The sequence below is a fragment of the Streptomyces sp. C genome (genome assembly GCF_000158895.1).
In the GTDB taxonomy this organism is placed as follows: domain Bacteria; phylum Actinomycetota; class Actinomycetes; order Streptomycetales; family Streptomycetaceae; genus Streptomyces; species Streptomyces racemochromogenes.
The window spans coordinates 4,583,707-4,606,692 of sequence record NZ_GG657750.1 but is presented as its reverse complement, the minus strand read 5'-3'; the positions used below and the strand labels follow the sequence as shown (position 1 = coordinate 4,606,692).

The following is a 22,986-nucleotide window of genomic DNA, read 5'->3' as shown; positions in this document are numbered from 1 at the left end:
GGCGGCGAGCGCGAGCAGCGCGATCGTCATCGTCCAGAAGGCGTCGGGGATGCGCTTGGCCAGGCCGTCCATGCGGGACCATGGCCGCCCAGGGAGTTCGTTCCGGCGGCGTGGATGATGACGCCCGCGCCGAGGAAGAGGAGCGCCTTGAAGGCGCCGTGGGACAGGAGGTGGAAGACGGCGGCACCGCGGTCGCCGACGGCGAGGGCGCCGGTCATGTAGCCGAGCTGGCCGACGGTGGAGTAGGCGAGGACGCGCTTGATGTCGTCCTGGGCGAGGGCGGCGAGGCCGGAGCCGATCATCGTGACGGCGGCCATGACGGCCATGACCACGAGTGCGGCCCGGGAGGCCGCGAAGACCGGCAGCAGGCGGGCGATGAAGTAGACGCCGGCGGCGACCATCGTCGCGGCGTGGATGAGCGCGGAGACCGGGGTGGGGCCGGCCATCGCGTCGGGCAGCCACGTGTGGAGCGGGAACTGCGCGGACTTGCCGGCGACGCCGGCGAGCAGGAGCAGTGCGATGAGCGTCGGGTGGTCGAGTCCGCCCGCGGCGACGGCGCCGAGGATCTTGGTGATCCGGAAGGAGCCGGCGTCGGCGGCGAGCGCGAACAGTCCGATGAGGAAGGGGACGTCGCCGAGCTTGGTGACGAGGAAGGCCTTGAGGGAGGCGGAGCGGGCCGCTTCGGTCTCCCAGTAGTGGCCGACGAGGAAGTACGAGCAGATGCCCATGATCTCCCAGCCGACCAGCAGCACCATCAGGTCGCCGGAGTAGACGACGAGCAGCATGGCGGAGGTGAACAGGGAGACGAGGGCCGCGTAGGACGGGTAGCGCGGGTCCTCGCGCAGGTAGGCCGTCGAGTAGAGCTGGACGCAGGTGGCGACGACCCCGACGAGGGCGGCGACCAGTACGGCGAAGCCGTCCAGGTGGAGCGACAGCTCGATCGGCACGGAGCCGGTCGGGGTGAGCTCGGTCGCGGTGTCGATGGCCGGGCCGGCGCCGTGGCGGACGGCGACGAGCACGGCCAGGACGGCGGCGGCCAGCGCCGGCAGGACGGCGAGCGGCTTGACGAAGCCGGGGGCAATGCGGCCGAGGAGCAGGCCGGCGACGGCGCCGAGGAAGGGGAGGACGGGGACGAGGACCGCGAGGGTCGTGGTGCTCACGCGGCGACCTCCGGCCGGGCAGTGGTGTCAGAGGTGTCGGCGGTGTCATCGGGGTGGCCGGGCCCGTGGCCCTCGGCGGTGTCGCGCAGCTTGTCGACGTCCGAGGTGCCGCGGTTGCGGTAGACCATCAGCACGATGGCGAGGCCGATGCCGATCTCGGCGGCGGCGATGGCGATGGTGAAGAGGGTGAGGGCCTGGCCGGCGTGCAGGGTGTCGCGCAGCCAGACGTCGAAGGCCACCAGGTTGAGGTTGACGGCGTTGAGCATCAGCTCGACGGACATCAGGACCAGGATGGCGTTACGGCGGGCGAGCACCCCGTAGAGGCCGGTGGCGAAGAGCAGGGCCGCGAGGACCGCGGGGTAGGCGAGGTGCATCAGCTCTGCCCCTTCCGGGTGGCCGTGCGGGCGGCGGCGTCGGCCGCGTCGGCGGCGTCCTCGGCGGGGGTGTTGCGGCGGGAGAGCACGATGGCGCCGATCAGGGCGGCGAGGAGGAGCACGGAGAGCGCCTCGAAGGGCAGCACCCAGTGCTGGAAGAGGATCTCTCCGGAGACCTTGGTGGAGCCCTGGGCGGGGCCGTCGAGATCGATCCAGGTGGTGCGGAAGGCGTCGGCGACGACCCAGACGAGCGCGGCCCCGGCGGCGCCGGCGACGCCGAGCGCGACCCAGCGGTTGCCGGAGTCGGCGTCCGGGGAGCGCCCGATGGGTGCCTTGGTGAGCATCAGCCCGAAGAGGAGGAGGACGACCACGGAGCCGAGGTAGATCAGGACCTGGACCCAGGCGATGAACTCGGCGGTCAGCAGCAGGTACTCGACGGCGATCCCGCCGAGGGCGACGACCAGCCAGAGGGCGGCGTGCACGAGCTGCTTGGTGGTGACCGTGATGACGGCCGCGCCGAGGGTGGCGAGGCCGACGAGGAGGAAGGCGATCTCGACGCCGGTCGGCGAGAGGAAGCCGGGGCCGGGCGCGGGGGTGCCCGCGGCCGCGGCGGCTGCGAGGTGGGCGGGGTACGTCATGCGGTGCCTCCCGCCGGGGTGTCGGGGGTGCCGTCGGCGGGCGGGGCCGCTTCGGCCTGGGCCGCGGCCGCCGCGGCGGCGGCGGCGGTGGCTTCGGCCTTCTCCACTGCCTTGCGGGCGGCCGCGATCTCCTTGGGTTCCTCGGCCCCGGGATCGAGGGCGGGCGGGGCCGGCACGGTCCACATCCACTCGCGCAGCTTGTCGCGCTCATGGGTGAGCTCGTGGATGTCGGTCTCCGCGTACTCGAACTCCGGCGACCAGAAGAGGGCGTCGAAGGGGCACACCTCGATGCAGATGCCGCAGTACATGCAGAGGGAGAAGTCGATGGCGAAGCGGTCGAGGACGTTGCGGCTGCGCTCGCGGCCGCCGGGGGCGGCGGCGGGCACCGTCTCCTTGTGGGAGTCGATGTAGATGCACCAGTCGGGGCACTCGCGGGCGCACAGCATGCAGACCGTGCAGTTCTCCTCGAACAGGCCGATGACCCCGCGGCTGCGGGGCGGGAGCTCGGGCTGTACCTCGGGGTACTGGGCGGTGTGCGCGCGCTTGGTCATCGTGCGCAGGGTGACGGCCAGGCCCTTGGCGAGGCCGGATCCGGGAATCGGGGGCATTACTGGATCGCCACCTTCACGATGCCGGTGAGCGCGATCTGGGCGAGCGCGAGGGGGATGAGTACGGTCCAGGCGAGCTTCTGCAGCTGGTCCTCGCGCAGGCGCGGGTAGCTCACCCGGAGCCAGATGACGACGAAGGCGAGGACCGCGGTCTTGAGGAGGGTCCAGAACCAGCCGAGGCCGTCACCGCCGAAGGGGCCGTGCCAGCCGCCGAGGAAGAGGACGGTGGTGAGGGCGCACAGGACGACGATGCCGGCGTACTCGGCGAGCAGGAACAGCGCGAAGCGCAGGCCGGTGTACTCCGTGTACGCGCCGAAGATGATCTCGGAGTCGGCGACGGGCATGTCGAACGGGGGCCGCTGGAGTTCGGCGAGGCCGGCGGTGAAGAAGACGACCGCGCCGATGATCTGCCAGGGCAGCCACCACCACTCGAAGGCGCCGACGATGCCGGGCAGGGACACGGTCCCGGCGGCCATCGCGACGGAGGCGGCTGCGAGCAGCATGGGCAGCTCGTACGCGAGCAGCTGGGCCGCGGTGCGCAGGCCGCCGAGCAGGGAGAACTTGTTGGCGGAGGCCCAGCCGCCCATGAGGCTGCCGAGCACGCCGACGCCCATGACGGCGAGCGCGTAGAAGAGGCCGGCGTCGATGACCTGGCCGATCCAGCTGTCGCCCGGGCCGATGGGGATGGCGATCAGGACGAGGAGGTACGGCAGCAGCGCGACGGCGGGGGCGAGCTGGAAGATCCGCCGGTCGGCGTTGGCCGGGACGATGTCCTCCTTCTGCGCGAACTTCACGCCGTCGGCGACGAGCTGGGCCCAGCCGTGGAAGCCGCCGGCGTACATGGGGCCGAGGCGGCCCTGCATGTGCGCCATCACCTTGTGCTCGGTCTGCCCGATGACGAGCGGGAGCACGAGGAAGACGCCGAAGACGACGATCAGTCGCAGGGCGACGTCGAGGACGTCGTTCACGCGTCGCCTCCGGTGGTGTCGGGTTCGGTCTCGGGCTTGGGCCCGGGCTTGGGCTCGGGTTCGGGCTCGGGTTCGGGGGCCGGGGGCTCCTCGAAGGCGGGCTTCGGGTTGTGCCAGGGCGCGTCGGCGCTGCGCGGTGCCGGGCGCCTGGGAGCCTCCGGCTCCGGCGCCGGTTCCTGTGCGGGGCCGCCGCCCTGCGCCGCCGGCGGGGCGGCCTGGCTGGCGGAGCCTTCGGAGGCCGAGCGGGTGCGGCGGGCAGGGCGCGGGGCGTCGGGGGCCGGGGTGGCCGGCTCCGCCGTGTCCGGGGCCTCCGGGGTCGTCTGGCTCGCCGAGCCGTCCGCGACCGAGCGGGTGCGGCGGGGCGGGCGGGCGGCGTCCGGCGCGGCCGGGGTGTCCGGGGCGGCCTCGGGCGGGGTCGTCTGGCTCGCCGAGCCGTCCGCGACCGAGCGGGTGCGGCGGGGCGGGCGGGGGGTTTCCGGGGCGTCGGCGGGGGCGGCCTGGGTGGCCGAGCCCTCCGTCACCGAGCGCGTGCGGCGCACCGGGGCGCCCTCGCGCGGGGTGCGCGCCGGGCCGGCGCCGGCGGCGCGCGGGGTGCGGGCCGGCCGGGCGGGGGCCGGGGGCAGCTGGCCCTTGAGCGGGCCCCAGTCGTTGGGGTCCGGCACGCCGGGCGGGAGCATCTGGCGGCGCTTGGGCGCGTCCGGGTCGTGCGCCTCGCCCGGCTCCTTGGCGCCGGGCCACGCCTTGGCGACGCGCGCCGCCAGGACGAAGTCCTTGCGCAGCGGGTGCCCCTCGAAGTTCTCGGGGAGGAGCAGGTGCACGAGGTTGGGGTGGTCCGTGAAGGTGACCCCGAACATCTCGAAGGTCTCCCGCTCGTGCCAGGCCGCGCCCGCGTACACGGCGACGGCGGACGGCAGCGAGGGCGCCGAGTGCGGGACGGTCGTGCGCAGCAGCAGGCGGCGTACCCGGTGGTTCTCCAGGGAGACGACGTGCGCGCAGACGCGGAAGCCCGTACCGGGCTCGTCGACCGCGCTCAGCCAGTCGAAGTAGGTGCAGCCCAGCTTGTCGCGGGCGATCTCCAGCGCGGAGATCCAGGAGCCGACGGGCACGTCGACGGTGAGGAGCTCGTACGCGGACGAGGCCACGGCCTCGGCGCCGAAGACCGTGCCGGCCGCTTCGGGGAGGGAGTCGTAGAGGTTCACGCGCCGGCCCCCGGTGCGGGCGGCGCCGCGACGAGGCCGCTGGTGAGCTGGGCGACGGAGGGCGATGCCGCGTAGCGGTCCGCGAGGGACTCTCGGGCGATCTTCTCCTGGAGCTTGAGGATGCCCTGGAGGAGGGCCTCCGGGCGGGGCGGGCAGCCCGGCACGTAGACGTCGACCGGAATGATCTGGTCCACGCCCTTGGTGACGGAGTACGAGTCCCAGTACGGGCCGCCGCAGTTGGAGCAGGCGCCGAAGGAGATGACGTACTTCGGCTCGGGCATCTGCTCGTACAGGCGCTTGACGGCCGGGGCCATCTTGTCCGTCACCGTGCCCGAGACGATCATCAGGTCGGCCTGGCGCGGGCCCGGCGCGAACGGAATGACACCCAGGCGGATGAAGTCGTGTCGGGCCATCGACGCGGCGATGAACTCGATCGCGCAGCAGGCGAGGCCGAAGTTGAAGACCCACAGGCTGTAGCGGCGGCCCCAGTTCAGGACCACCTTCATGGGCTCCGGGGCGAGGCGGGAGAGCACTCCCAGCCTCTTCGGCTCGGGGAGCAGCTGGGGCTGGGGCTGGGGCTCCGGGGTGACGGCCGGTGTCACGTCCATTCGAGGACGCCCTTCTTGTACGCGTAGAGCAGGCCGACGGCCAGGAACCCGAGGAAGATGAACATCTCGACCAGGGTCGTGGCGCCGTAACCGGCGGCGGCGAACACCGTCGCCCACGGGAAGAGGAAGATCGAGTCGACGGCGAAGATGACGTACAGGAACGCGTAGACGTAGTAGCGGACCTGGGTGTGCGCCCAGCCCTCGCCCACGGGGTCCACGCCGCACTCGTACGTCAGCAGCTTCTCGGGGGTCGGGACCACGGGCCGCAGCAGGCGGCCGGCGCCGAAGGCCACGGCGACGAAGAGCACGCCGACGACCGCGAGCAGGCCGACGACCGAATAGCTCCGGAAGTAGTCCGCTGCGATCACGGTTGCTGTCGATACCGTTGGGTCGGGCACGTCCGTTCCTCGCTCCTCGGCCACTGTCGACGATCAGGTTGATCTGGTACGGCAGGGAGTCTAGGGCCTGGGCTGCGCGGGGTGGGGTTACCCCCCGTTCACTGCCGCCTGGCCGCCCCATGGCGTCGGCGGGCCGCAATTGGCAGGCTGAGCCGCATGACCGCGAACGATCAAGCTTCCGCTCCCCCTCCCGTACGCCCCGCCTTCGACGCGGCCACGTGGAAGGAGATCGCCTACCTGCTGAGCAACCTGCCGGTGGCGTTGATCGGATTTGTTTACACGGTTTTCATGATTTCAACGGCGGGCGGTCTGTCCGTGACCGCGATCGGACTGCCGCTGCTCGCCTGCGGTCTGCTCGGGTCGCGGCAGCTCGGGAAACTCGAACGCGCCCGGGCGCGGGCCCTGCTCGGTGTACGGGTGGACGAGCCGACCCCGCTGCCGGGGCCGGGGCGGGCCGGCGGGTTCTTCGCCTGGCTGTGGGCCGGGATCAAGGACCCGGTGGGCTGGCGGACCGTGCTGTACGAGCTGGTCCGGCTGCCGTGGGGAGTACTGACCTTCAGTATCGCGCTGACCGGCCTGTTCGTGCTGTGGCCGGTGCTGCCGTACGTGGCGCGCGGCCTGGCCAACGTGGACCGCGCGGCCGTACGGGGCCTGCTGTCGCCCTCCGACGAGCTGGAGCGGCGCATCGCGGAGCTGGAGTCGGGGCGCGGGGTCGTCGTGGACACGGCGGCGGCGGACCTGCGGCGCATCGAACGCGACCTGCACGACGGGGCGCAGGCCCGGCTGGTGGCGCTGGCCATGGGGCTCGGCCTGGCGAAGGAGAAGCTGCTGGAGGACCCGGAGGGCGCGGCGGCGATGGTCGACGAGGCGCACGGCGAGGTGAAGCTGGCGCTCCAGGAGCTGCGGGACCTGGCGCGGGGCATCCACCCGGCGGTGCTGACCGACCGGGGGCTCGACGCGGCGCTGTCGTCGGTGGCGTCGCGGTGCCTGGTGCCGGTGAAGGTGCACGTGGACCTGGCGGAGCGGCCGGCCGAGGCGATCGAGGGGATCGCGTACTTCGTGGTGTCGGAGCTGCTGCAGAACGTCAGCAAGCACGCCGGGGTGTCGGCGCGGGGCGCGAGCGTCGAGGTGTGGCGGTCGGGGGACCGGCTGCTGCTGCGGGTCGCGGATGACGGGCGGGGCGGAGCGGATGCCTCCGGCGGGAGTGGGCTGGCGGGGCTCGCGGAGCGGTTGCGGGCGGTGGACGGGGTGTTCTTGGTGGATTCCCCCGAGGGGGAGGGGACGGTGGTCACGGCTGAGCTGCCGTGGCGCTGCCGCGCGTAAGCCGGGGCCGTGCCGGGCCGTGCCGGGCCGTGCCGGGGGCGGGACGGGGCGGCGCCGCTGCGCGGGGCTGGTCCCCTACCCGCCCTTCCACCGTTCCCCGGGCTGCGCCCGGACCCCTCCTGGGGGCTCCGCCCCCAGACCCCCGCGCCTCAAACGCCGGCGAGGCTGGAAGTGCGTTGGAGGTCCACGACCCCTTAGGGCCCCAGCTGCTCCCCCATAAGCGTCGGCCGGGCTTGATTCGGTCATGTCTTCCGGCCTTGGCTTGGATCCGCCCCCCGGTGCCCGTTCGGCTGGGATGCTTGGCTCTGCCAAGTGGGTCGACGAGTGGACGCGGGAGCTGCGGGAACGTGGAAGACAGGGTGCGGGTCGTCATCGCCGAGGATTCAGTGCTGCTCCGTGAGGGCCTGACCCGGCTGCTGACGGACCGGGGGCATGACGTCGTGGCCGGCGTCGGGGACGCGGAAGCCCTGATCAAGACGGTGGCGGAGCTGGCGGCGGAGGGGGCGCTGCCCGACGTGGTCGTGGCCGACGTGCGGATGCCGCCGACGCACACCGACGAGGGCGTACGGGCCGCCGTGCGGCTGCGCCGGGACTACCCCGGCATCGGGGTGCTCGTGCTGTCGCAGTACGTGGAGGAGCAGTACGCCACCGAACTGCTGGCCGGTTCCAGTACCGGAGTGGGGTACCTGCTGAAGGACCGGGTGGCCGAGGTGCGGGAGTTCCTCGACGCCGTCGTCCGCGTCGCGCGCGGCGGGACGGCGCTGGACCCCGAGGTCGTGGCACAGCTGCTCGGACGCAGCCGGAAGCAGGACGTCCTCGCCGGTCTGACCCCGCGCGAGCGCGAGGTGCTGGGCCTGATGGCTGAAGGACGCACGAATTCCGCTGTGGCCAAGCAGCTCGTGGTCAGTGACGGGGCCGTGGAGAAGCACGTCAGCAATATCTTCATGAAGCTGGGTTTGTCCCCGAGTGACGGGGATCACCGGCGTGTACTGGCGGTCCTCACCTACCTGAGGTCTTGATTAACTGACAATGTGTCAGGTAAGGCGCGCCGCTCCGGCGTGCCACGGCGACCGCCGGGTGATTTGGAATATTTCGAGTTGTGCACGACGTCTGTCGGACAGACCGCCCGTGAAGGGCGGTCCAGAATGCGGGCGACCCAGGGCCTGACGACCTCACGGACGTAGGGTTGGTTCTGGGAACGAGCGCCCCGCCTCGAAGGAGGTCCAGTTCAGTGACCAGCCAGGTCAGTAGCCCGGCCGAGCAGGCCGACGGGGCCGGCGGGTCCATCGGGGAGCAGCGCACCGTGGCTGCGCCCCATGGAGCCGGCAAGGAGATCCGCCGTGTCGACCGGGTGATCATCCGTTTCGCGGGTGACTCGGGTGACGGTATGCAGCTGACGGGTGACCGTTTCACCTCGGAGACGGCGACCTTCGGCAACGACCTCTCGACGCTGCCGAACTTCCCCGCCGAGATCCGGGCCCCCGCCGGGACCCTGCCGGGCGTGTCCTCGTTCCAGCTGCACTTCGCGGACCACGACATCCTCACCCCCGGTGACGCGCCGGACGTGCTGGTCGCGATGAATCCCGCGGCCCTGAAGGCCAACATCGCGGACGTGCCGCGCGGCGCGGAGATCATCGTCAACACCGACGAGTTCACCAAGCGCCCCATGGCCAAGGTCGGCTACGAGACCTCCCCCCTGGAGGACGGCTCCCTCTCCGGGTACAACATCCACCCGGTGCCGCTGACCACCCTGACGGTGGAGGCACTGAAGGACTTCGGGCTCTCCCGCAAGGAGGCTGAGCGCAGCAAGAACATGTTCGCGCTGGGCCTGCTGAGCTGGATGTACCACCGGCCCACGGAGGGCACCGAGAGCTTCCTGCGGCAGAAGTTCGCGAAGAAGCCCGACATCGCCGAGGCGAACATCGTCGCCTTCCGCGCGGGCTGGAACTTCGGCGAGACCACCGAGGACTTCGCCGTCTCCTACGAGGTCGCCCCGGCCACCAAGGCCTTCCCGACCGGCACCTACCGCAACATCTCCGGGAACCTGGCCCTCTCCTACGGGCTGATCGCGGCGGCCCAGCAGGCCGATCTGCCGCTCTACCTGGGCTCCTACCCGATCACCCCGGCTTCCGACATCCTGCACGAGCTGAGCCGGCACAAGAACTTCGGCGTGCGGACCTTCCAGGCCGAGGACGAGATCGCCGGCATCGGCGCCGCCCTCGGCGCGGCCTTCGGCGGCGCGCTCGGCGTGACGACCACCTCCGGACCGGGCGTGGCGCTGAAGTCCGAGACCATCGGGCTGGCGGTCTCCCTGGAGCTGCCGCTGCTGATCGTGGACATCCAGCGCGGCGGCCCCTCCACCGGGCTGCCGACCAAGACCGAGCAGGCGGACCTCCTCCAGGCCATGTACGGCCGCAACGGCGAGGCCCCCGTCCCCGTCGTCGCCCCGCGCACCCCGGCGGACTGCTTCGACGCGGCGCTGGACGCGGCGCGGATCGCCCTCACCTACCGGACGCCGGTCTTCCTGCTCTCCGACGGGTACCTCGCCAACGGCTCCGAGCCGTGGCGGATCCCGGACGTGGCGGACCTCCCCGACCTGAAGGTCCAGTTCGCGACGGCGGCCAACCACACCCTCGCGGACGGGACCGAGGTGTTCTGGCCCTACAAGCGGGATCCGCAGACGCTGGCCCGTCCGTGGGCGGTGCCGGGCACACCGGGCCTGGAGCACCGGATCGGCGGGATCGAGAAGCAGGACGGCACGGGCAACATCAGCTACGACCCGGCCAACCACGACTTCATGGTCCGCACCCGGCAGGCCAAGATCGACGGCATCGAGGTCCCCGACCTGGAGGTCGACGACCCGGACGGCGCCCGCACCCTCGTCCTGGGCTGGGGCTCCACCTACGGCCCCGTCACCGCCGCCGTCCGCCGGCTCCGCACCGCCGGCACCCCGATCGCGCAGGCCCACCTGCGCCACCTCAACCCCTTCCCGAGGAATCTCGGAGAGGTCCTGAAGCGTTACGACAAGGTAGTGGTGCCGGAGATGAACCTCGGGCAGCTGGCCACCCTGATCCGGGCGAAGTACTTGGTCGACGCCCAGTCGTACAACCAGGTCAACGGAATGCCCTTCAAGGCGGAGCAGCTCGCGAAGGTTCTCGAGGAGGCCATCAATGACTGAGGCGCCCACCCTGCTCTCCCTGGTCCCCAAGGCCGAGGCCAAGCAGTCGATGAAGGACTTCAAGTCGGACCAGGAGGTCCGCTGGTGTCCGGGCTGCGGGGACTACGCGGTCCTGGCCGCCGTCCAGGGCTTCATGCCCGAGCTCGGCCTCGCCAAGGAGAACATCGTCTTCGTCTCCGGCATCGGCTGCTCCTCCCGCTTCCCGTACTACATGAACACCTACGGGATGCACTCCATCCACGGCCGCGCCCCCGCCATCGCCACCGGCCTCGCCACCTCCCGCCGCGACCTCTCCGTCTGGGTCGTCACCGGCGACGGCGACGCCCTCTCCATCGGCGGCAACCACCTCATCCACGCCCTGCGCCGCAACGTCAACCTCAAGATCCTCCTCTTCAACAACCGCATCTACGGCCTCACCAAAGGCCAGTACTCCCCCACCTCGGAACTCGGCAAGATCACCAAATCCACCCCCATGGGCTCCCTCGACGCCCCCTTCAACCCCGTCTCCCTCGCCCTCGGAGCCGAGGCCTCCTTCGTCGCCCGCACCATCGACTCCGACCGCAAACACCTCACCGAGGTCCTGCGCCAGGCCGCCGACCACCCCGGCACCGCCCTCGTCGAGATCTACCAGAACTGCAACATCTTCAACGACGGCGCCTTCGAAGCCCTCAAGGACCAGGAACAGGCCCGCGAAGCCGTCATCCGCCTCGAACACGGCCGGCCCGTCCGCTTCGGCGCCGACGACACCTTGGGAGTCGTCCGCAACGAACGCACCGGCGACCTCGAAGCCGTCGAGATCACCGACGCCAACGCACGCCGGATCCTGGTCCACGACGCCCACGCGGCCACCCCCACCACCGCCTTCGCGCTCTCCCGCCTCGCCGACCCCGACACCCTCCACCAGACACCCATCGGCGTCTTCCGCAGCGTGGAACGGCCCGTCTACGACACCCTCATGGCCGACCAGCTCGACGCGGCCGTCGACCAGCGAGGCAAGGGCGACCTGGCGACCCTGCTGGCCGGCTCCGACACCTGGACCGTGATCGGCTGAGGCACCCGGCCGAGGCACCCCGGCCGAGGCACCCGGCCGACGACCGCGAGCCCGGACCCCGCTACGGGGTCCGGGCTTCGTCGTACGCCGCCCGGGCCCGCTGCACCTCGCCGGTGCGGCGTTCCGTCCAGCGGGCCAGGGCCCACACCTGCTCGGCGGCCTCGCGGCCCAGCTCCGTCAGGGAGTAGTCCACGTGCGGCGGGATCACCGGATGCGCGTGGCGGAGCAGGAAGCCGTCGCGCTCCAGCGTCCGGAGGGTCTGGGCGAGCATCTTCTCGCTGACCCCGCCCACCTCGCGGCGCAGCTCGCTGAACCGGTACGGGCGCTCCACCAGGGCGGCGAGGACCAGTACGCCCCAGCGGCTGGTGACGTGCTCCAGGATCCCGCGCGACGGACACATGGGGGCTTTCACGCTTACTTCCATACCAGTACCTTACTTTGAAGTGGGTACTTACCAATAGTTAGCGCTTTCCATAAGCTGGTGTCATCCCGCGAAGGACCGCGGCATCCCCCACCCCACGCACCAGGAGCGCATCATGAGCATCGTCGTCACCGGAGCCACCGGATCCCTCGGCCGCCTCGTCGTCGAGGAGCTGCTGCGCCGGGTCCCGGCCGCCGAGCTGGCCGTGGTCGTCCGCAGCGCCGAGAAGGCCGCCGACCTGGCCGCGCGCGGCATCGACGTACGGGTCGCCGACTACGACGACCCCGCCGCCCTCGCCGGCGCCTTCCGGGCCGGCGACCGGGTCCTGCTGATCTCCGGCAGCGAGGTCGGGCGGCGCGTCCCGCAGCACACCGCCGTGGTCAAGGCCGCCGCGGCCGCCGGGGTCGCCCAGCTGGCCTACACCGGCATCCTCGGCGGGCCCGAGGCCGACTTCGAGCTGGCCGCCGAGCACAAGGCCACCGAGCAGGCGATCCTCGACTCCGGGCTCCCCCACACCTTCCTGCGGAACGGCTGGTACCACGAGAACTACACCGCCCACCTGCCCGCCGTCCTGGAGCACGGCGCGGTCGTCGGCAGCGCGGGCGAGGGCCGGATCGCCTCGGCGGCGCGGGCCGACTACGCGGCGGCCGCCGCGGCGGTGCTGACCGGCGAGGGCCACCTGGGCAAGGTCTACGAGCTGTCCGGGGACACCGCCTGGAGCCTGGCCGAGTACGCCGACGAGGTGGCGCGGCAGTCCGGCCGCGAGGTCGCGTACGCCGCCGTCGAGGCCGACGCGCACCTGACGGTGCTGACCGGCGCCGGGGTGCCCGGGCCCTTCGCGGCGATCCTCGTGGACGTGGACGCGGCGATCTCGCGCGGCCGGCTGGCGGGGACCAGCGGCGACCTGGCGCGCCTGATCGGGCGCCCGACGACGCCGGTGGCGGAGGCCATCGCCGCCGCCCTGGCCTGATCCCGACCCTCGCGCCCCCGCGGTGTCATGAGTATCTCCCCGGAACGGGCATGACAGCGGCGCCTTACGGCGATACCGTCGTGAGGTTGTGAGATTGGCCGGAAGTCGCACTGGAGGGCCCGTGAAGGCGGAGAACGAGCAGCGCACGGGTTTGCTCTACGGATTCGGCGCGTACGGGATGTGGGGGCTCGTCCCCCTCTTCTGGCCCCTGCTGAAGCCCTCCGGGGCGATCGAGATCCTCGCCCACCGCATGGTCTGGTCGCTGGCCGTGGTCGGCGTCGCGCTCCTCGCACTGCGCCGCTGGAGCTGGATCGGCGAGATCGTCCGGCAGCCGCGCAAGCTCGGGCTGACCGCCCTGGCGGCGGCCGTGATCAGCGTGAACTGGGGCCTCTACATCTGGGCGGTCAACAACGGCCAGGTCGTCGAGGCCAGCCTCGGGTACTTCATCAACCCGCTGGTCACCATCGCCATCGGCGTCCTGGTCCTGGGCGAGCGGCTGCGCCGGGCCCAGTGGGCGGCGGTGGGGATCGGCTTCGCCGCGGTGCTGGTGCTGTCCGTCGGTTACGGGCGGCTGCCGTGGATCTCGCTCACGCTGGCCTTCTCCTTCGCCGCCTACGGGCTGATCAAGAAGAAGCTCGACATGGGCGGCCTGGAGTCGCTGGCCGCCGAGACGGCCCTGCAGTTCCTGCCCGCCCTGGGCTACCTGGTGTGGCTGGGGGTCCAGGGACGGTCCACCTTCACCGCAGAAGGGCTCGGGCACTCGGCGCTGCTGGCCGCGACCGGGCTGGTCACCGCGATCCCGCTGGTCTGCTTCGGGGCGGCCGCGATCCGGGTGCCGCTGTCCACGCTGGGGCTGCTCCAGTACCTGGCGCCGGTGTTCCAGTTCGCGCTCGGGGTCGTCTACTTCCACGAGGCGATGCCGCCGGAGCGGTGGGCCGGCTTCTCGCTGGTCTGGGCCGCGCTGGTGCTGCTGACCTGGGACGCGCTGCGGACCGCGCGGCGCTCGCGGGCCCTGCTCGCCGAGGCCTCCGCCACGGCGGCGGCCGGGGCCGCGGCCGCGTCCGGATCGGACGCCGGCACCGGCACCGGCACCGCGGGAGCTCCGGCCTCGGCCGGTGCGGACCCGACGCCGAGCCGCGAACCCGCGTAACCGCACAGCTTTACACCACACGATCCCCGGTACGGAACACCCGTACCGGGGATCGTCCGTTTTCCGAACGACCCTGACCGGATTGTGGTCTTGACGGACAGTCATACTCTCGCTGAACATCAGGCTCGCACTGACGCACCAACGCTCACCTGCACGATTCCCGCACGTTCCGTCTCATCCCCAACGGATCATCCCAACGGAATCCCGGAGCCCCCACATGAGCCTGTCCGTCTCCCGGCGTCTTGCCGCCGCGACCGCGATCGCGGTCGCGGGGCTGCTGGCCGCCACCTCTCCCGCCGCGCTCGCGGCACCCACGGCCGTCACCGCGGCGCCGACCCCGCCGGACATCCCGCTGGCCAACGTCAAGGCGCACCTGGCCCAGTTCCAGACCATCGCCACCAACAACGGCGGCAACCGCGCCCACGGCCGGGCCGGCTACAAGGCCTCGATCGACTACGTGAAGGCCAAGCTGGACGCGGCGGGCTTCACCACGAGCCTGCAGACCTTCACCTCCAGCGGCGCGACCGGCTACAACCTGATAGCCGACTGGCCGGGCGGCGACCCGAACTCGGTCCTGATGTCCGGCTCCCACCTGGACTCGGTGACCTCGGGCCCCGGCATCAACGACAACGGCTCCGGCTCGGCGGCCGTCCTGGAGACCGCGCTCGCGGTGTCCCGCGCCAACCTCCAGCCGACGAAGCACCTGCGCTTCGGCTGGTGGGGCGCGGAGGAGCTGGGCCTGGTCGGCTCGAAGTACTACGTGAACAGCCTGCCGGCGGCCGAGAAGGCGAAGATCTCCGGCTACCTGAACTTCGACATGATCGGCTCGCCGAACCCGGGCTACTTCGTCTACGACGACGACCCGACGATCGAGCAGACCTTCAAGAACTACTACGCGGGCCTCGGCATCCCCACCGAGATCGAGACCGAGGGCGACGGCCGCTCCGACCACGCGCCGTTCAAGAGCGCCGGGATCCCGGTCGGCGGCCTGTTCTCCGGCGCCGACTACACCAAGACGGCGGCCCAGGCCCAGAAGTGGGGCGGCACCTCCGGCCAGGCCTTCGACCGCTGCTACCACTCGTCCTGCGACACCACGGCGAACATCAACGACACCGCCCTGGACCGCAACGCCGACGCCATCGCCTACGCGGTCTGGAACCTCGGGGCGGCCACCCCGGTCCCGCCGGGCCCGTCCTTCGAGAACACGGCGGACGTGAACATCCCGGACTCCCCCGGTGCCGCCGTGACCTCGCCGATCACGGTCTCGGGCGTCGCGGGCAACGCCCCGGCCACCACCAAGGTCGACGTGAACATCGTCCACACCTACCGCGGTGACCTGGTGATCGACCTGATCGCCCCGGACGGCACGGCGTACCGGCTGAAGAACTCCAGCTCGGACTCCGCCGACAACCTGGTCACCAGCTACACGGTGAACGCCTCCAGCGAGGTCGCCAACGGCGTCTGGAAGCTCCAGGTCAAGGACGTGGCCGCGCAGGACGTGGGCTACATCAACAGCTGGAAGATCACCTTCTGATCCCGAACCGGCAGACTGGTCTAGACCTCTAGGCTCCGGCGTGATCTGATCGGATCATGCCGGAGCTGATCGCCGCCCTGTTCACCCTGCTCGCGCAGGCCGCCGCCGCCGTGAACCCCGCACTCCTGGTGCGCCGACGGCGGCGGCTCCGCCGGCTCGCGGACCACGCCCGGGGCATCGCCGTGCGCGTCCCCTGCGACCTGCGGGACCGTGCGCTCACCGCCGGCCGGTGGCGCGAGGGCCACCTGGAACTGCCGCCGGGCGGCGCGGCCGGCCCCGTCCGCTGGTACGCCAAGGGCGCTCCGGCCTTTCTTGCCGGCCGGCTTCCCGCCCCTGGAGCCGGCCTCCGCCGACGAGCTCAGCGTCGCCTTCCGCTCCGAGGACGGCGCCACCGAGCTACGGCTGCACCCCGACGAGGCCCCGATGGTGCTACGCGTCCTCCGCGCCGGGGCGTAGCGAGGCGGGCAGGGGCTCCTGGATGCGGGCGCGCAGCTCCTGGGCGACCGCGGCCACGTCGGCGCGGCCCAGCTTCGCGGCCTCGACGAGGTCGCCGAGCTCCTCGGGCGAGGGCAGCTGCTTCGCGCCGGCCACCCGCAGGTAGGAGCGGGTGGCGGCGGCCGCGTAGAACTCGTTCATCGGGGATTCCAGCGCGGGGCAGACGGCGAGCGTGTGCAGGAAGGCCGCGGCCCGCCAGGCGGTGTCGGGGGCGGGCTGCTCCGGGACCATGACCAGGTCGTTCTGGTGCCGGGCGACGGCGGCGGCCACCCCGGAGGGGTCCCACACGGCGGGGTCCGACGGCAGATGGTGGGCCAGCGCGGTCCAGGCCCACTCCATGGTGATCTTCAATTGCCGAACCGCTCCTGGAAGTAGCCCCAGTGGTCGGCGAACTCCTCTATGCCGGTGAGGAACCTCTTGCGGTCCTCGTCGAGTTCGCGTTCCGTGACCTCGGTGATGAGCGCGGTGACCGTCGTCCCCAACGCCGCCGCGCGCGCCTTGAGGCGTTCGTGGAACTCTTCGTCCAGGCGGATGGTGACGTGTCTCGACATGTCCATCACCGTACAGCGGTACCGCTGTACGCAGGAGGGGAACGGCAGAAGGGTGGCCCGGGACACAGGTCCCGGGCCACCCCCGTGCCGTGGCGCAGTGGCCGCTACTTGGCGGAGTCGGCCGTCTTGACCAGCTGGTCCTTGGTGACCGCGCCGACGTAGACCTTGCCGTCGTCGGTGATCAGCGCGTTGACCAGGCGGGTGGAGAAGACGCGGCCCTCGCCGAACTTCCCGGTGACCTTGTCGCCGAGGGAGTTCAGGAACTGCTTGGCCTCCTTGGGCGCGTTCTTGTCGTTCTCCAGGTCCTTGAGGGACTTGCCGGCCTGGCCCGCGCCGCTGTCGATGCGCGCCACCGCGGACCAGCCCTCGCCGAGGACCTTGACGTCGCCCTTGCCGTCCGCCCCGCCGGCCAGGTCGCCGAGGCCGGGGAAGGACTCCAGTGCCTTGAACGGCTTGTCGCCCTTGCCGTCCTTGCCGTGCTCGGCGCCCTCGGTGACCTTGGCGCCCTTCGGCGGGGTGAAGGTGAAGGCGTCGGCGGCCGGCTTGGCGAAGTCCACCTGGGTGAAGCCCGCGTCGACGATCGGCTTGCCGCCCTGGCTGGACAGCAGCTGGATGCGCAGCGGCACGCCGTTCTTGGCGTCGACCGCGATCTGCACGGAGCCGACGGTGGAGCCGCTCTGCTTGGGCTTGAGGACCAGCTGGTAGGCGTCGCGGCCGGCGACCTGCGCGGTGTCGCCGACGCTGATGTCGGTGGTGGGGCCGGCGGACTTGAGGACCTCCTGCGCCAGCTCCTGCGGGGAGGCCGGGAGGCGCTCGGCGGTCTTCTTGTGGTCCTGGCCGGCGTTCTGGGCGTCCTTGTCGTGGAAGACCTCGTTGGACTTGGAGTCGTAGCCCCAGACGTCCTGGCCGTTGTGGACGAGGGTGTACTCGTCCTTGCCGTCGAGGAAGGTCAGCTTCTGGCGGTCGGGGCCGTCGGCCGCGACGCGGAAGGTGTGCGTCCCGTTCGCCAGCTGGGCGATCTTGTCCTCGGGGTTGGCGGAGCCTCCCGCGACCCCGCCGCCGCCCAGCAGCCCGGAGGCGATCTTCGGCAGGCCGAGGTCGGTGGTGATCTTGGCGGTGCCGGAGAGCTGCTGCACGTCGGAGGCCGCGACCTTCTCGATCAGCTGCTGCGCCGTCACCTTGGGCAGGTCCGGGCCTCCGGCGTTGGCGAAGGCCGGGACCATCGCGGCGGTTGCCGCCGCGACACCCGCCACGGCTACCGGTACGGCGTACCGGGCGGCCTTGCGCGAGGTCTTCGTGTTCGCTGCCATCTGAATGCCCTGCCCTCTGTGTATTCGGCGGCGGCTCCCGTGGCGCCGCACTCACCCGATCCGGTGGGGTTCGATGACTCCATCTGACCAAATCGGGGAGTGGGGGGCGTCAGTCCCCGGAATCAACTCCGCGTACGACCGTGGGATGACACGGGAAGGGCCCCTACACCAGGACCCGTAGGGGTCGCAGGCGGAGGGGCCCGTTCCGTAAGCGGTACGCGGAGGATCAGCCCGCGCGGTGGACCACCGCGTCGCACAGCTCTTCCAGCGCCGACTTCGCGAAGCACTCCGGCAGCGGGGCGAGCGTGGCGCGCGCGTCCTCCGCGTACTGGACGGTGTCGCGGCGGGCCTGCTCCAGCGCGGGGTGCACCCGCAGCCGGGCGAGGACCTCGGCGTGCCGGGCGTCGTCCGTGAGGTCCCCGTCCAGCAGGGCGACGAGCTCCAGGTCCTCGGGGCGCCGGTCCCGCTCGGCCATCTCGCGCAGCCGCAGCACGGGCAGGGTCGGGATGCCCTCGCGCAGGTCGGTGCCCGGGGTCTTGCCGGACTCGTGCGAGTCGGAGGCGATGTCGAGGACGTCGTCGGCGAGCTGGAAGGCGGTGCCGAGGCGCTCGCCGTACTGGGTCAGGATGTCGACGACGGACTCGTCGGCGCCGGACATCAGCGCGCCGAAGCGGCCGGAGACGGCGATCAGCGAGCCGGTCTTGCCGGCGATGACGTCCAGGTAGTGGGCGACGGGGTCGCGGCCGTCGCGCGGACCGGCCGTCTCCAGGATCTGGCCCGTCACGAGCCGCTCGAAGGCCTCGGCCTGGATGCGCACGGCCTCCGGCCCGAGGTCCGCGAGGATGTGCGAGGCACGGGCGAACAGGAAGTCACCCGTCAGGACCGCCACGGAGTTGCCCCAGCGGGTGTTGGCGCTCTCCACCCCGCGGCGTACGTCCGCCTCGTCCATGACGTCGTCGTGGTAGAGCGTGGCCAGGTGCGTGAGCTCCACGACCACCGCGGACGGCACGATGCCGGGTGCGTAGGGGTCACCGAAGCGGGAGGCCAGCATCACCAGCAGCGGCCTGAACCGCTTGCCTCCGGCGCGCACCAGATGCTGCGCGGCCTCGGTGATGAAGGGGACTTCGCTCTTGGTGGCCTCCAGCAGACCCGCCTCGACGGCGGCCAGTCCGGCCTGGACATCGGTCTCAAGAGCCTGGTCCCGCACGCTCAGTCCGAACGGCCCGACGACGGTCACGAGGGGTACTCCTGTCTGCTGACGATCACGCTGACGATCACCTGGATTGTCGATGTGTCGCTGCCATCACTCAAGCCAGCGTATCCGGTCTGTTTTCGATCACCGAGAGCGGCTGTCCGGTTGCCGCACACGCGCAGTCCGATCCACCCCGGTATGTTCGGTGGGAGCCGAAACAACCGGAGAATCTGTTTTGTCCAGAACTGCCACCGATACCGACGAGCCCTCGGAGCCCGGGGCGGACCAGCCGCCGCCCTCCGACGACCACGCCTTCCTCGGACACCCCAGAGGCCTGGCCACGCTCTCCGGGCTGGAGGTCTGGGAGCGGTTCTCCTTCCTGGGCATGCAGGCCATCCTCGTCCTCTACTTCGCGGACACGGCCCTGCACGGCGGCCTCGGCATGGACCCGGCCACCGCCGCCTCCGTCTCGGCGGCCTACGGGACCATGGTCTACCTCGTCTCCGTGGCCGGCGGCTGGCTCGCCGACCGCATCCTCGGCTCCTACCGCGCCGTCCTGGCCGGCGGCGTCCTGATCGCCTGCGGCCACTACGCCATGGCCGTGCCCACCGCCGCCACGACCTGGACCGGCCTCGGCCTGATCAGCGCCGGCACCGGCCTGCTCAAACCCAACGTCGCCGGCATGGTCGGCAAGCTGTACCGCACCGACGACGAGCGGCGCGACGCCGGATTCGCCCTCTACTACACGGGCATCAACATCGGCGCCTTCGCCGGACCACTGGTCACCGGCTGGCTCGGCGAACACCAGGGCTGGCACTGGGGGTTCTCCGCCGCCGCCGTCGGCATGACCGCGGGCCTGGTCCAGTACGTCCTCGGCCGCCGCCACCTCGCCGGGCGCAGGCACTCCGCCGAGTACCCGCCGGCCCCCGACGCCCTGCGGACCGCCGTCCGCCGGATCGTCGGCGGATGTCTCGCCGCCGCCGCACTCGCCACCCTCCTGGCGGGTATCGGCTGGTTGACGATGGCCCGTTTCGTCGACCTGCTGACCCTCGTCTCGGTGATCGCCCCCGTCGTCTACTTCGCGCTCATGTTCCGCAGCCCACGGGTGACGCCCGGGGAACGCGGACGCCTGCGCCCGTACGTGGTGCTCTTCCTCGCCTCCGTCGCCTTCAACTTCGTCCTCTTCCAGGCCTACTCGACGATGATGCTGCTGGCCTCGACGAACGCCCGGACCGAGATCCTCGGCTTCCACTTCCCCGCCGGCTGGTACGCCTCGGCGCTCGGCGCCTTCGAGGTGGCGCTCGCCCCCGTGGTGGCGGCGCTGTGGGCGCGGATGGGCCGCCGCCAGCCGCACGCCTCCAACAAGATCGCCATCGGCGTCGTCCTGGGCGGGCTCTCCTTCCTCCTGATGGTCTGGCCGACCTCCGGCCACGACGGCGACTCCCACCGGATCGCCGCCTGGTGGATCATCGGCTCCTACCTGCTCCTCGGACTCGGCGACGTGCTCCTGGAGACCTCCGGCATGTCCGCCACCGCCAAGCTCGCCCCCAGCGCCTACGCGAGCCAGACGATGGCCCTGTGGTTCCTGTCCCTGGCCCTCGCCAACGGCATCCAGGCCCAGGTGGTCAAGGCGTACGGCCACGTCTCCAACCCCGTGTACTTCGGCGTCAACGGCGCCGTCGCGGTCGCCGCCGGCCTGGCCGTGATCGCCGCGGCGCCCTGGCTGCGCCGCACCATGCATCCCGTCCACTGAGGGGCCGGTGAAGGAACCCGATGATCATCCGTACCGACTTCCCGTACGCCACCGCCCACGAGGATGTCCGGATCCCGATGCCGGACGGCGTCCAGCTGTACGCCCGAGTCTGGCGCCCGGTCACGGACGAGCCCGTACCGGCCCTGCTGGAGTACCTCCCGTACCGGCTCACCGACTGGACCGCGCCCCGCGACCGCCAGCGCCACCCCTGGTACGCGGGGCACGGCTACGCCTCCGTACGCGTGGACGTACGCGGCCACGGCTGCAGCGGGGGCCGGCCCGGCGACGAGTACGACGCGCGGGAACTCGCCGACGGGGTCGCGGTGGTGGAGTGGCTGGCGGCCCAGCCCTGGTGCACCGGCGCGGTGGGGATGTTCGGGATCTCCTGGGGCGGCTTCAACAGCCTCCAGATCGCCGCCCTCGCGCCGGAGCCGCTGAAGGCCGTCGTCACCGTCTGCTCCACGGACGACCGCTACGACAACGACGTCCACTACATGGGCGGATCGGTCCTGGCCGTCGACATGCACGCCTGGGCCGCCACCATGCTGGCCTTCGCCTCCCGCCCGCCGGACCCGCGCTACGCGGGCGACGGCTGGCGGCAGATGTGGCTCGACCGGCTGGAGGGCGTGGAGCCGCTCGTCCACACCTGGCTCTCGCACCAGACCCGCGACGCCTACTGGCGCCACGGCAGCGTCTGCGAGGACTACGGGGCGATCGGCGCGGCCGTCCTCGCCGTGGGCGGCTGGCACGACCCCTACCGGGACACGGTGCTGCGGCTGGTCTCCCACCTGCCCGCCTCCCGCGTGCGCGGCCTGATCGGACCCTGGTCGCACCAGTACCCCGACCGGGAGCTGCCGCCGGGGCCGGCCATCGGCTTCCTGCAGGAGACCCTGCGCTGGTGGGACCACTGGCTCAAGGGCGCCGACAACGGGGTGATGGAGGAGCCCCTGCTGCGCGCGTGGATCAGCGGCTCGCACCGCCCCGCGACGACGTACGAGGAGCTCCCGGGCCGCTGGGCCGGCGAGAAGGCCTGGCCCTCCCCCACGGTCGTCCCCGTCTCCTACGGGCTCCAGGGCGCGCCGGTGACCGTGGCCTCGCCCCAGCACACCGGGCTGGACGCCGGGCGCTTCTTCCCCTTCGGCAACGACGCCGACCTGCCGCCGGACCAGCGGGAGGAGGACGCGAAGTCGGCCTGCTTCGAGTTCCCGGTGGCCGAAGGCGAGCCCGTGGAGATCCTGGGCCGGCCCTCGGTCACCCTGCGGCTGCGGATGGACGTCCCGTACGGGCAGGTCGTGGCCCGGCTCTGCGACGTCGCCCCGGACGGCGCCTCCACCCTGGTCACGCGCGGGGCCCTGAACCTGTCGGCCCGCCACGGCCGGGACCGGGCGGTGCCGTGGCGGGCGGGCGCGTACGAGGACGTCACCTTCGAGCTGAACGGCATCGGCCACTCCTTCCCGCCGGGGCACCGGATCCGGCTCGCGCTGTCCTCCGCGTACTGGCCCTGGATCTGGCCGCGGGCCGGCTCGGAGGCCGGCTGGACCCTGGACCCCGCGGGCAGCACCCTGGAACTCCCCATCCGAGGCTCGGCCTCCCCCCTCGACGCGGGGATCGCCTTCGAACCGCCGGAGCAGGCGGAGCCGCTGGGGGTGGTGCACCCCGAGACGCTGGACGCGCCGCGTCCGGAACGGGTCGTCGTACGGGACGTCGCGCGCGGGACCTGGCGGCTGGAGGTGGACCCCCGGTACGGGGGGACGCGGGTGTACCCGGACGGGCTGGAGTACGAGGAGGACGCGGCGGAGGTCTACGAGATCCAGCAGTCGGACCCCCTCTCCGCCCGCACCCGCTCCGAATGGCGGATCCGGCTGCACCGGCCGGAGGAGGGCTGGGACGCGCGGGTGGAGACCCGGTCGGAGATCTCCTGCGACGAGGGCGGCTTCCTGACGGTGAACGAGGTCGTCTGCCGCGAGGGCGACGAGGTCCTCTTCCACCGCACCTGGCAACGCCGCCTGCCCCGCGCGGCGGGCTGAGGCCCTTCTTCGCGCGGTCCGGGTTCAGCGGGTCGGTGCCGGTGTGTCGGGTGCGGGTCGTGTGCCGCTGCGCGGGCT

21 protein-coding genes and 1 pseudogene are annotated in these 22,986 nt (G+C 71.9%); 9 read left to right on the top strand and 13 right to left on the bottom strand.

Annotated features, from left to right (window positions below):
- The 8 genes and pseudogenes from SSNG_RS20775 to SSNG_RS20740 form a co-directional block, all read right to left on the bottom strand.
- Positions 1 to 1,160: pseudogene (locus SSNG_RS20775) on the bottom strand (proton-conducting transporter membrane subunit); the annotation flags it as partial.
- Entirely contained in the window at positions 1,157 to 1,534 is a 378-nt protein-coding gene (gene nuoK / locus SSNG_RS20770) for an NADH-quinone oxidoreductase subunit NuoK (RefSeq protein WP_007265857.1), read from the bottom strand. The pseudogene SSNG_RS20775 and the gene nuoK, both read right to left, overlap by 4 nt.
- A complete protein-coding gene (locus SSNG_RS20765; protein WP_007265856.1) occupies positions 1,534 to 2,172 on the bottom strand; it encodes an NADH-quinone oxidoreductase subunit J in 639 nt (212 codons plus the stop codon). The genes nuoK and SSNG_RS20765 overlap by 1 nt, the downstream gene beginning before the upstream one ends.
- On the bottom strand, positions 2,169 to 2,780 hold the full coding sequence (locus tag SSNG_RS20760) for an NADH-quinone oxidoreductase subunit I (RefSeq protein ID WP_007265855.1): 612 nt from the start codon (positions 2,778 to 2,780) through the stop codon (positions 2,169 to 2,171). Before SSNG_RS20760 ends, SSNG_RS20765 begins: the two co-directional genes overlap by 4 nt.
- Entirely contained in the window at positions 2,780 to 3,748 is a 969-nt protein-coding gene (locus tag SSNG_RS20755) for a complex I subunit 1 family protein (RefSeq protein ID WP_007265854.1), read from the bottom strand. The genes SSNG_RS20760 and SSNG_RS20755 overlap by 1 nt, the downstream gene beginning before the upstream one ends.
- The gene (locus SSNG_RS20750; RefSeq protein ID WP_042801542.1) at positions 3,745 to 4,947 is read right to left on the bottom strand and encodes an NADH-quinone oxidoreductase subunit C; all 1,203 of its coding nucleotides are present in this window, start codon (positions 4,945 to 4,947) and stop codon (positions 3,745 to 3,747) included. Before SSNG_RS20750 ends, SSNG_RS20755 begins: the two co-directional genes overlap by 4 nt.
- Entirely contained in the window at positions 4,944 to 5,555 is a 612-nt protein-coding gene (locus SSNG_RS20745) for an NADH-quinone oxidoreductase subunit B (protein ID WP_007265852.1), read from the bottom strand. Before SSNG_RS20745 ends, SSNG_RS20750 begins: the two co-directional genes overlap by 4 nt.
- Complete coding sequence (locus SSNG_RS20740; protein WP_042801540.1) at positions 5,546 to 5,953, bottom strand: NADH-quinone oxidoreductase subunit A; 408 nt, start codon at positions 5,951 to 5,953, stop codon at positions 5,546 to 5,548. The genes SSNG_RS20745 and SSNG_RS20740 overlap by 10 nt, the downstream gene beginning before the upstream one ends.
- Before the next feature lie 156 nt (positions 5,954 to 6,109).
- Here SSNG_RS20740 and SSNG_RS20735 point away from each other — a divergent pair, with 156 nt between their 5' ends.
- The 4 genes from SSNG_RS20735 (at position 6,110) to SSNG_RS20720 (ending at position 11,505) form a co-directional block, all read left to right on the top strand.
- Positions 6,110 to 7,276: a sensor domain-containing protein gene (locus SSNG_RS20735; protein ID WP_042801538.1), complete on the top strand. Its 1,167-nt coding sequence runs from the start codon at positions 6,110 to 6,112 to the stop codon at positions 7,274 to 7,276.
- A 359-nt stretch (positions 7,277 to 7,635) separates the two neighbouring features.
- Positions 7,636 to 8,295 carry a response regulator transcription factor gene (locus SSNG_RS20730; RefSeq protein WP_007265849.1) on the top strand — a complete coding sequence of 220 codons (660 nt, stop codon included), beginning with the start codon at positions 7,636 to 7,638 and terminating at the stop codon, positions 8,293 to 8,295.
- A gap of 212 nt (positions 8,296 to 8,507) precedes the next feature.
- Entirely contained in the window at positions 8,508 to 10,454 is a 1,947-nt protein-coding gene (locus SSNG_RS20725; protein ID WP_007265848.1) for a 2-oxoacid:acceptor oxidoreductase subunit alpha, read from the top strand.
- Positions 10,447 to 11,505: a 2-oxoacid:ferredoxin oxidoreductase subunit beta gene (locus SSNG_RS20720; RefSeq protein ID WP_007265847.1), complete on the top strand. Its 1,059-nt coding sequence runs from the start codon at positions 10,447 to 10,449 to the stop codon at positions 11,503 to 11,505. Before SSNG_RS20725 ends, SSNG_RS20720 begins: the two co-directional genes overlap by 8 nt.
- A 61-nt stretch (positions 11,506 to 11,566) precedes the next feature.
- Here SSNG_RS20720 and SSNG_RS20715 read toward each other — a convergent pair whose 3' ends face one another.
- Complete coding sequence (locus SSNG_RS20715) at positions 11,567 to 11,929, bottom strand: helix-turn-helix domain-containing protein (protein ID WP_007265846.1); 363 nt, start codon at positions 11,927 to 11,929, stop codon at positions 11,567 to 11,569.
- Between the two features lie 112 nt (positions 11,930 to 12,041).
- On the opposite strand from SSNG_RS20715, the gene SSNG_RS20710 reads away from it, so the two are divergent.
- The 3 genes from SSNG_RS20710 to SSNG_RS20700 all read left to right on the top strand — a co-directional run bounded on the left by SSNG_RS20710 (position 12,042) and on the right by SSNG_RS20700 (position 15,580).
- Positions 12,042 to 12,896 (top strand): NAD(P)H-binding protein, encoded by an 855-nt coding sequence (locus SSNG_RS20710; protein ID WP_007265845.1) that lies wholly within the window; start codon positions 12,042 to 12,044, stop codon positions 12,894 to 12,896.
- 121 nt (positions 12,897 to 13,017) lie between these two features.
- On the top strand, positions 13,018 to 14,046 hold the full coding sequence (gene rarD, locus SSNG_RS20705; RefSeq protein ID WP_042801536.1) for an EamA family transporter RarD: 1,029 nt from the start codon (positions 13,018 to 13,020) through the stop codon (positions 14,044 to 14,046).
- Positions 14,047 to 14,263: 217 nt separating this feature from the next.
- Complete coding sequence (locus SSNG_RS20700; protein ID WP_007265843.1) at positions 14,264 to 15,580, top strand: M28 family metallopeptidase; 1,317 nt, start codon at positions 14,264 to 14,266, stop codon at positions 15,578 to 15,580.
- A gap of 429 nt (positions 15,581 to 16,009) precedes the next feature.
- Here the strand turns inward: SSNG_RS20700 and SSNG_RS20695 are convergent, their stop codons facing one another.
- The 4 genes from SSNG_RS20695 to SSNG_RS20680 all read right to left on the bottom strand — a co-directional run bounded on the left by SSNG_RS20695 (position 16,010) and on the right by SSNG_RS20680 (position 19,173).
- Entirely contained in the window at positions 16,010 to 16,426 is a 417-nt protein-coding gene (locus tag SSNG_RS20695) for a hypothetical protein (protein ID WP_125818939.1), read from the bottom strand.
- Entirely contained in the window at positions 16,423 to 16,626 is a 204-nt protein-coding gene (locus tag SSNG_RS20690) for a hypothetical protein (protein WP_165365018.1), read from the bottom strand. Before SSNG_RS20690 ends, SSNG_RS20695 begins: the two co-directional genes overlap by 4 nt.
- Before the next feature lie 104 nt (positions 16,627 to 16,730).
- Positions 16,731 to 17,936, bottom strand: coding sequence for a sigma-E factor regulatory protein RseB domain-containing protein (locus SSNG_RS20685; protein ID WP_007265839.1), 1,206 nt, complete (start codon positions 17,934 to 17,936; stop codon positions 16,731 to 16,733).
- A 226-nt stretch (positions 17,937 to 18,162) separates the two neighbouring features.
- Positions 18,163 to 19,173 carry a polyprenyl synthetase family protein gene (locus SSNG_RS20680; protein WP_007265838.1) on the bottom strand — a complete coding sequence of 337 codons (1,011 nt, stop codon included), beginning with the start codon at positions 19,171 to 19,173 and terminating at the stop codon, positions 18,163 to 18,165.
- Positions 19,174 to 19,363: 190 nt separating this feature from the next.
- On the opposite strand from SSNG_RS20680, the gene SSNG_RS20675 reads away from it, so the two are divergent.
- Both SSNG_RS20675 and SSNG_RS20670 read left to right on the top strand, forming a co-directional pair.
- A complete protein-coding gene (locus SSNG_RS20675) occupies positions 19,364 to 20,881 on the top strand; it encodes a peptide MFS transporter (protein WP_042801534.1) in 1,518 nt (505 codons plus the stop codon).
- A gap of 20 nt (positions 20,882 to 20,901) precedes the next feature.
- Positions 20,902 to 22,908 carry a CocE/NonD family hydrolase gene (locus tag SSNG_RS20670; protein WP_007265836.1) on the top strand — a complete coding sequence of 669 codons (2,007 nt, stop codon included), beginning with the start codon at positions 20,902 to 20,904 and terminating at the stop codon, positions 22,906 to 22,908.
- Positions 22,909 to 22,986 lie beyond the last annotated feature (78 nt).

Coding starts and splice junctions, on each gene's coding strand:
- nuoK (WP_007265857.1), bottom strand. CDS start 1,534: ATGCACCTCGCCTACCCCGCGGTCCTCGCGGCCCTGCTCTTCGCCACC.
- SSNG_RS20765 (WP_007265856.1), bottom strand. CDS start 2,172: ATGACGTACCCCGCCCACCTCGCAGCCGCCGCGGCCGCGGGCACCCCC.
- SSNG_RS20760 (WP_007265855.1), bottom strand. CDS start 2,780: ATGCCCCCGATTCCCGGATCCGGCCTCGCCAAGGGCCTGGCCGTCACC.
- SSNG_RS20745 (WP_007265852.1), bottom strand. CDS start 5,555: ATGGACGTGACACCGGCCGTCACCCCGGAGCCCCAGCCCCAGCCCCAG.
- SSNG_RS20735 (WP_042801538.1), top strand. CDS start 6,110: ATGACCGCGAACGATCAAGCTTCCGCTCCCCCTCCCGTACGCCCCGCC.
- SSNG_RS20720 (WP_007265847.1), top strand. CDS start 10,447: ATGACTGAGGCGCCCACCCTGCTCTCCCTGGTCCCCAAGGCCGAGGCC.
- SSNG_RS20715 (WP_007265846.1), bottom strand. CDS start 11,929: ATGGAAGTAAGCGTGAAAGCCCCCATGTGTCCGTCGCGCGGGATCCTG.
- SSNG_RS20710 (WP_007265845.1), top strand. CDS start 12,042: ATGAGCATCGTCGTCACCGGAGCCACCGGATCCCTCGGCCGCCTCGTC.
- SSNG_RS20700 (WP_007265843.1), top strand. CDS start 14,264: ATGAGCCTGTCCGTCTCCCGGCGTCTTGCCGCCGCGACCGCGATCGCG.
- SSNG_RS20690 (WP_165365018.1), bottom strand. CDS start 16,626: ATGTCGAGACACGTCACCATCCGCCTGGACGAAGAGTTCCACGAACGC.
- SSNG_RS20685 (WP_007265839.1), bottom strand. CDS start 17,936: ATGGCAGCGAACACGAAGACCTCGCGCAAGGCCGCCCGGTACGCCGTA.
- SSNG_RS20670 (WP_007265836.1), top strand. CDS start 20,902: ATGATCATCCGTACCGACTTCCCGTACGCCACCGCCCACGAGGATGTC.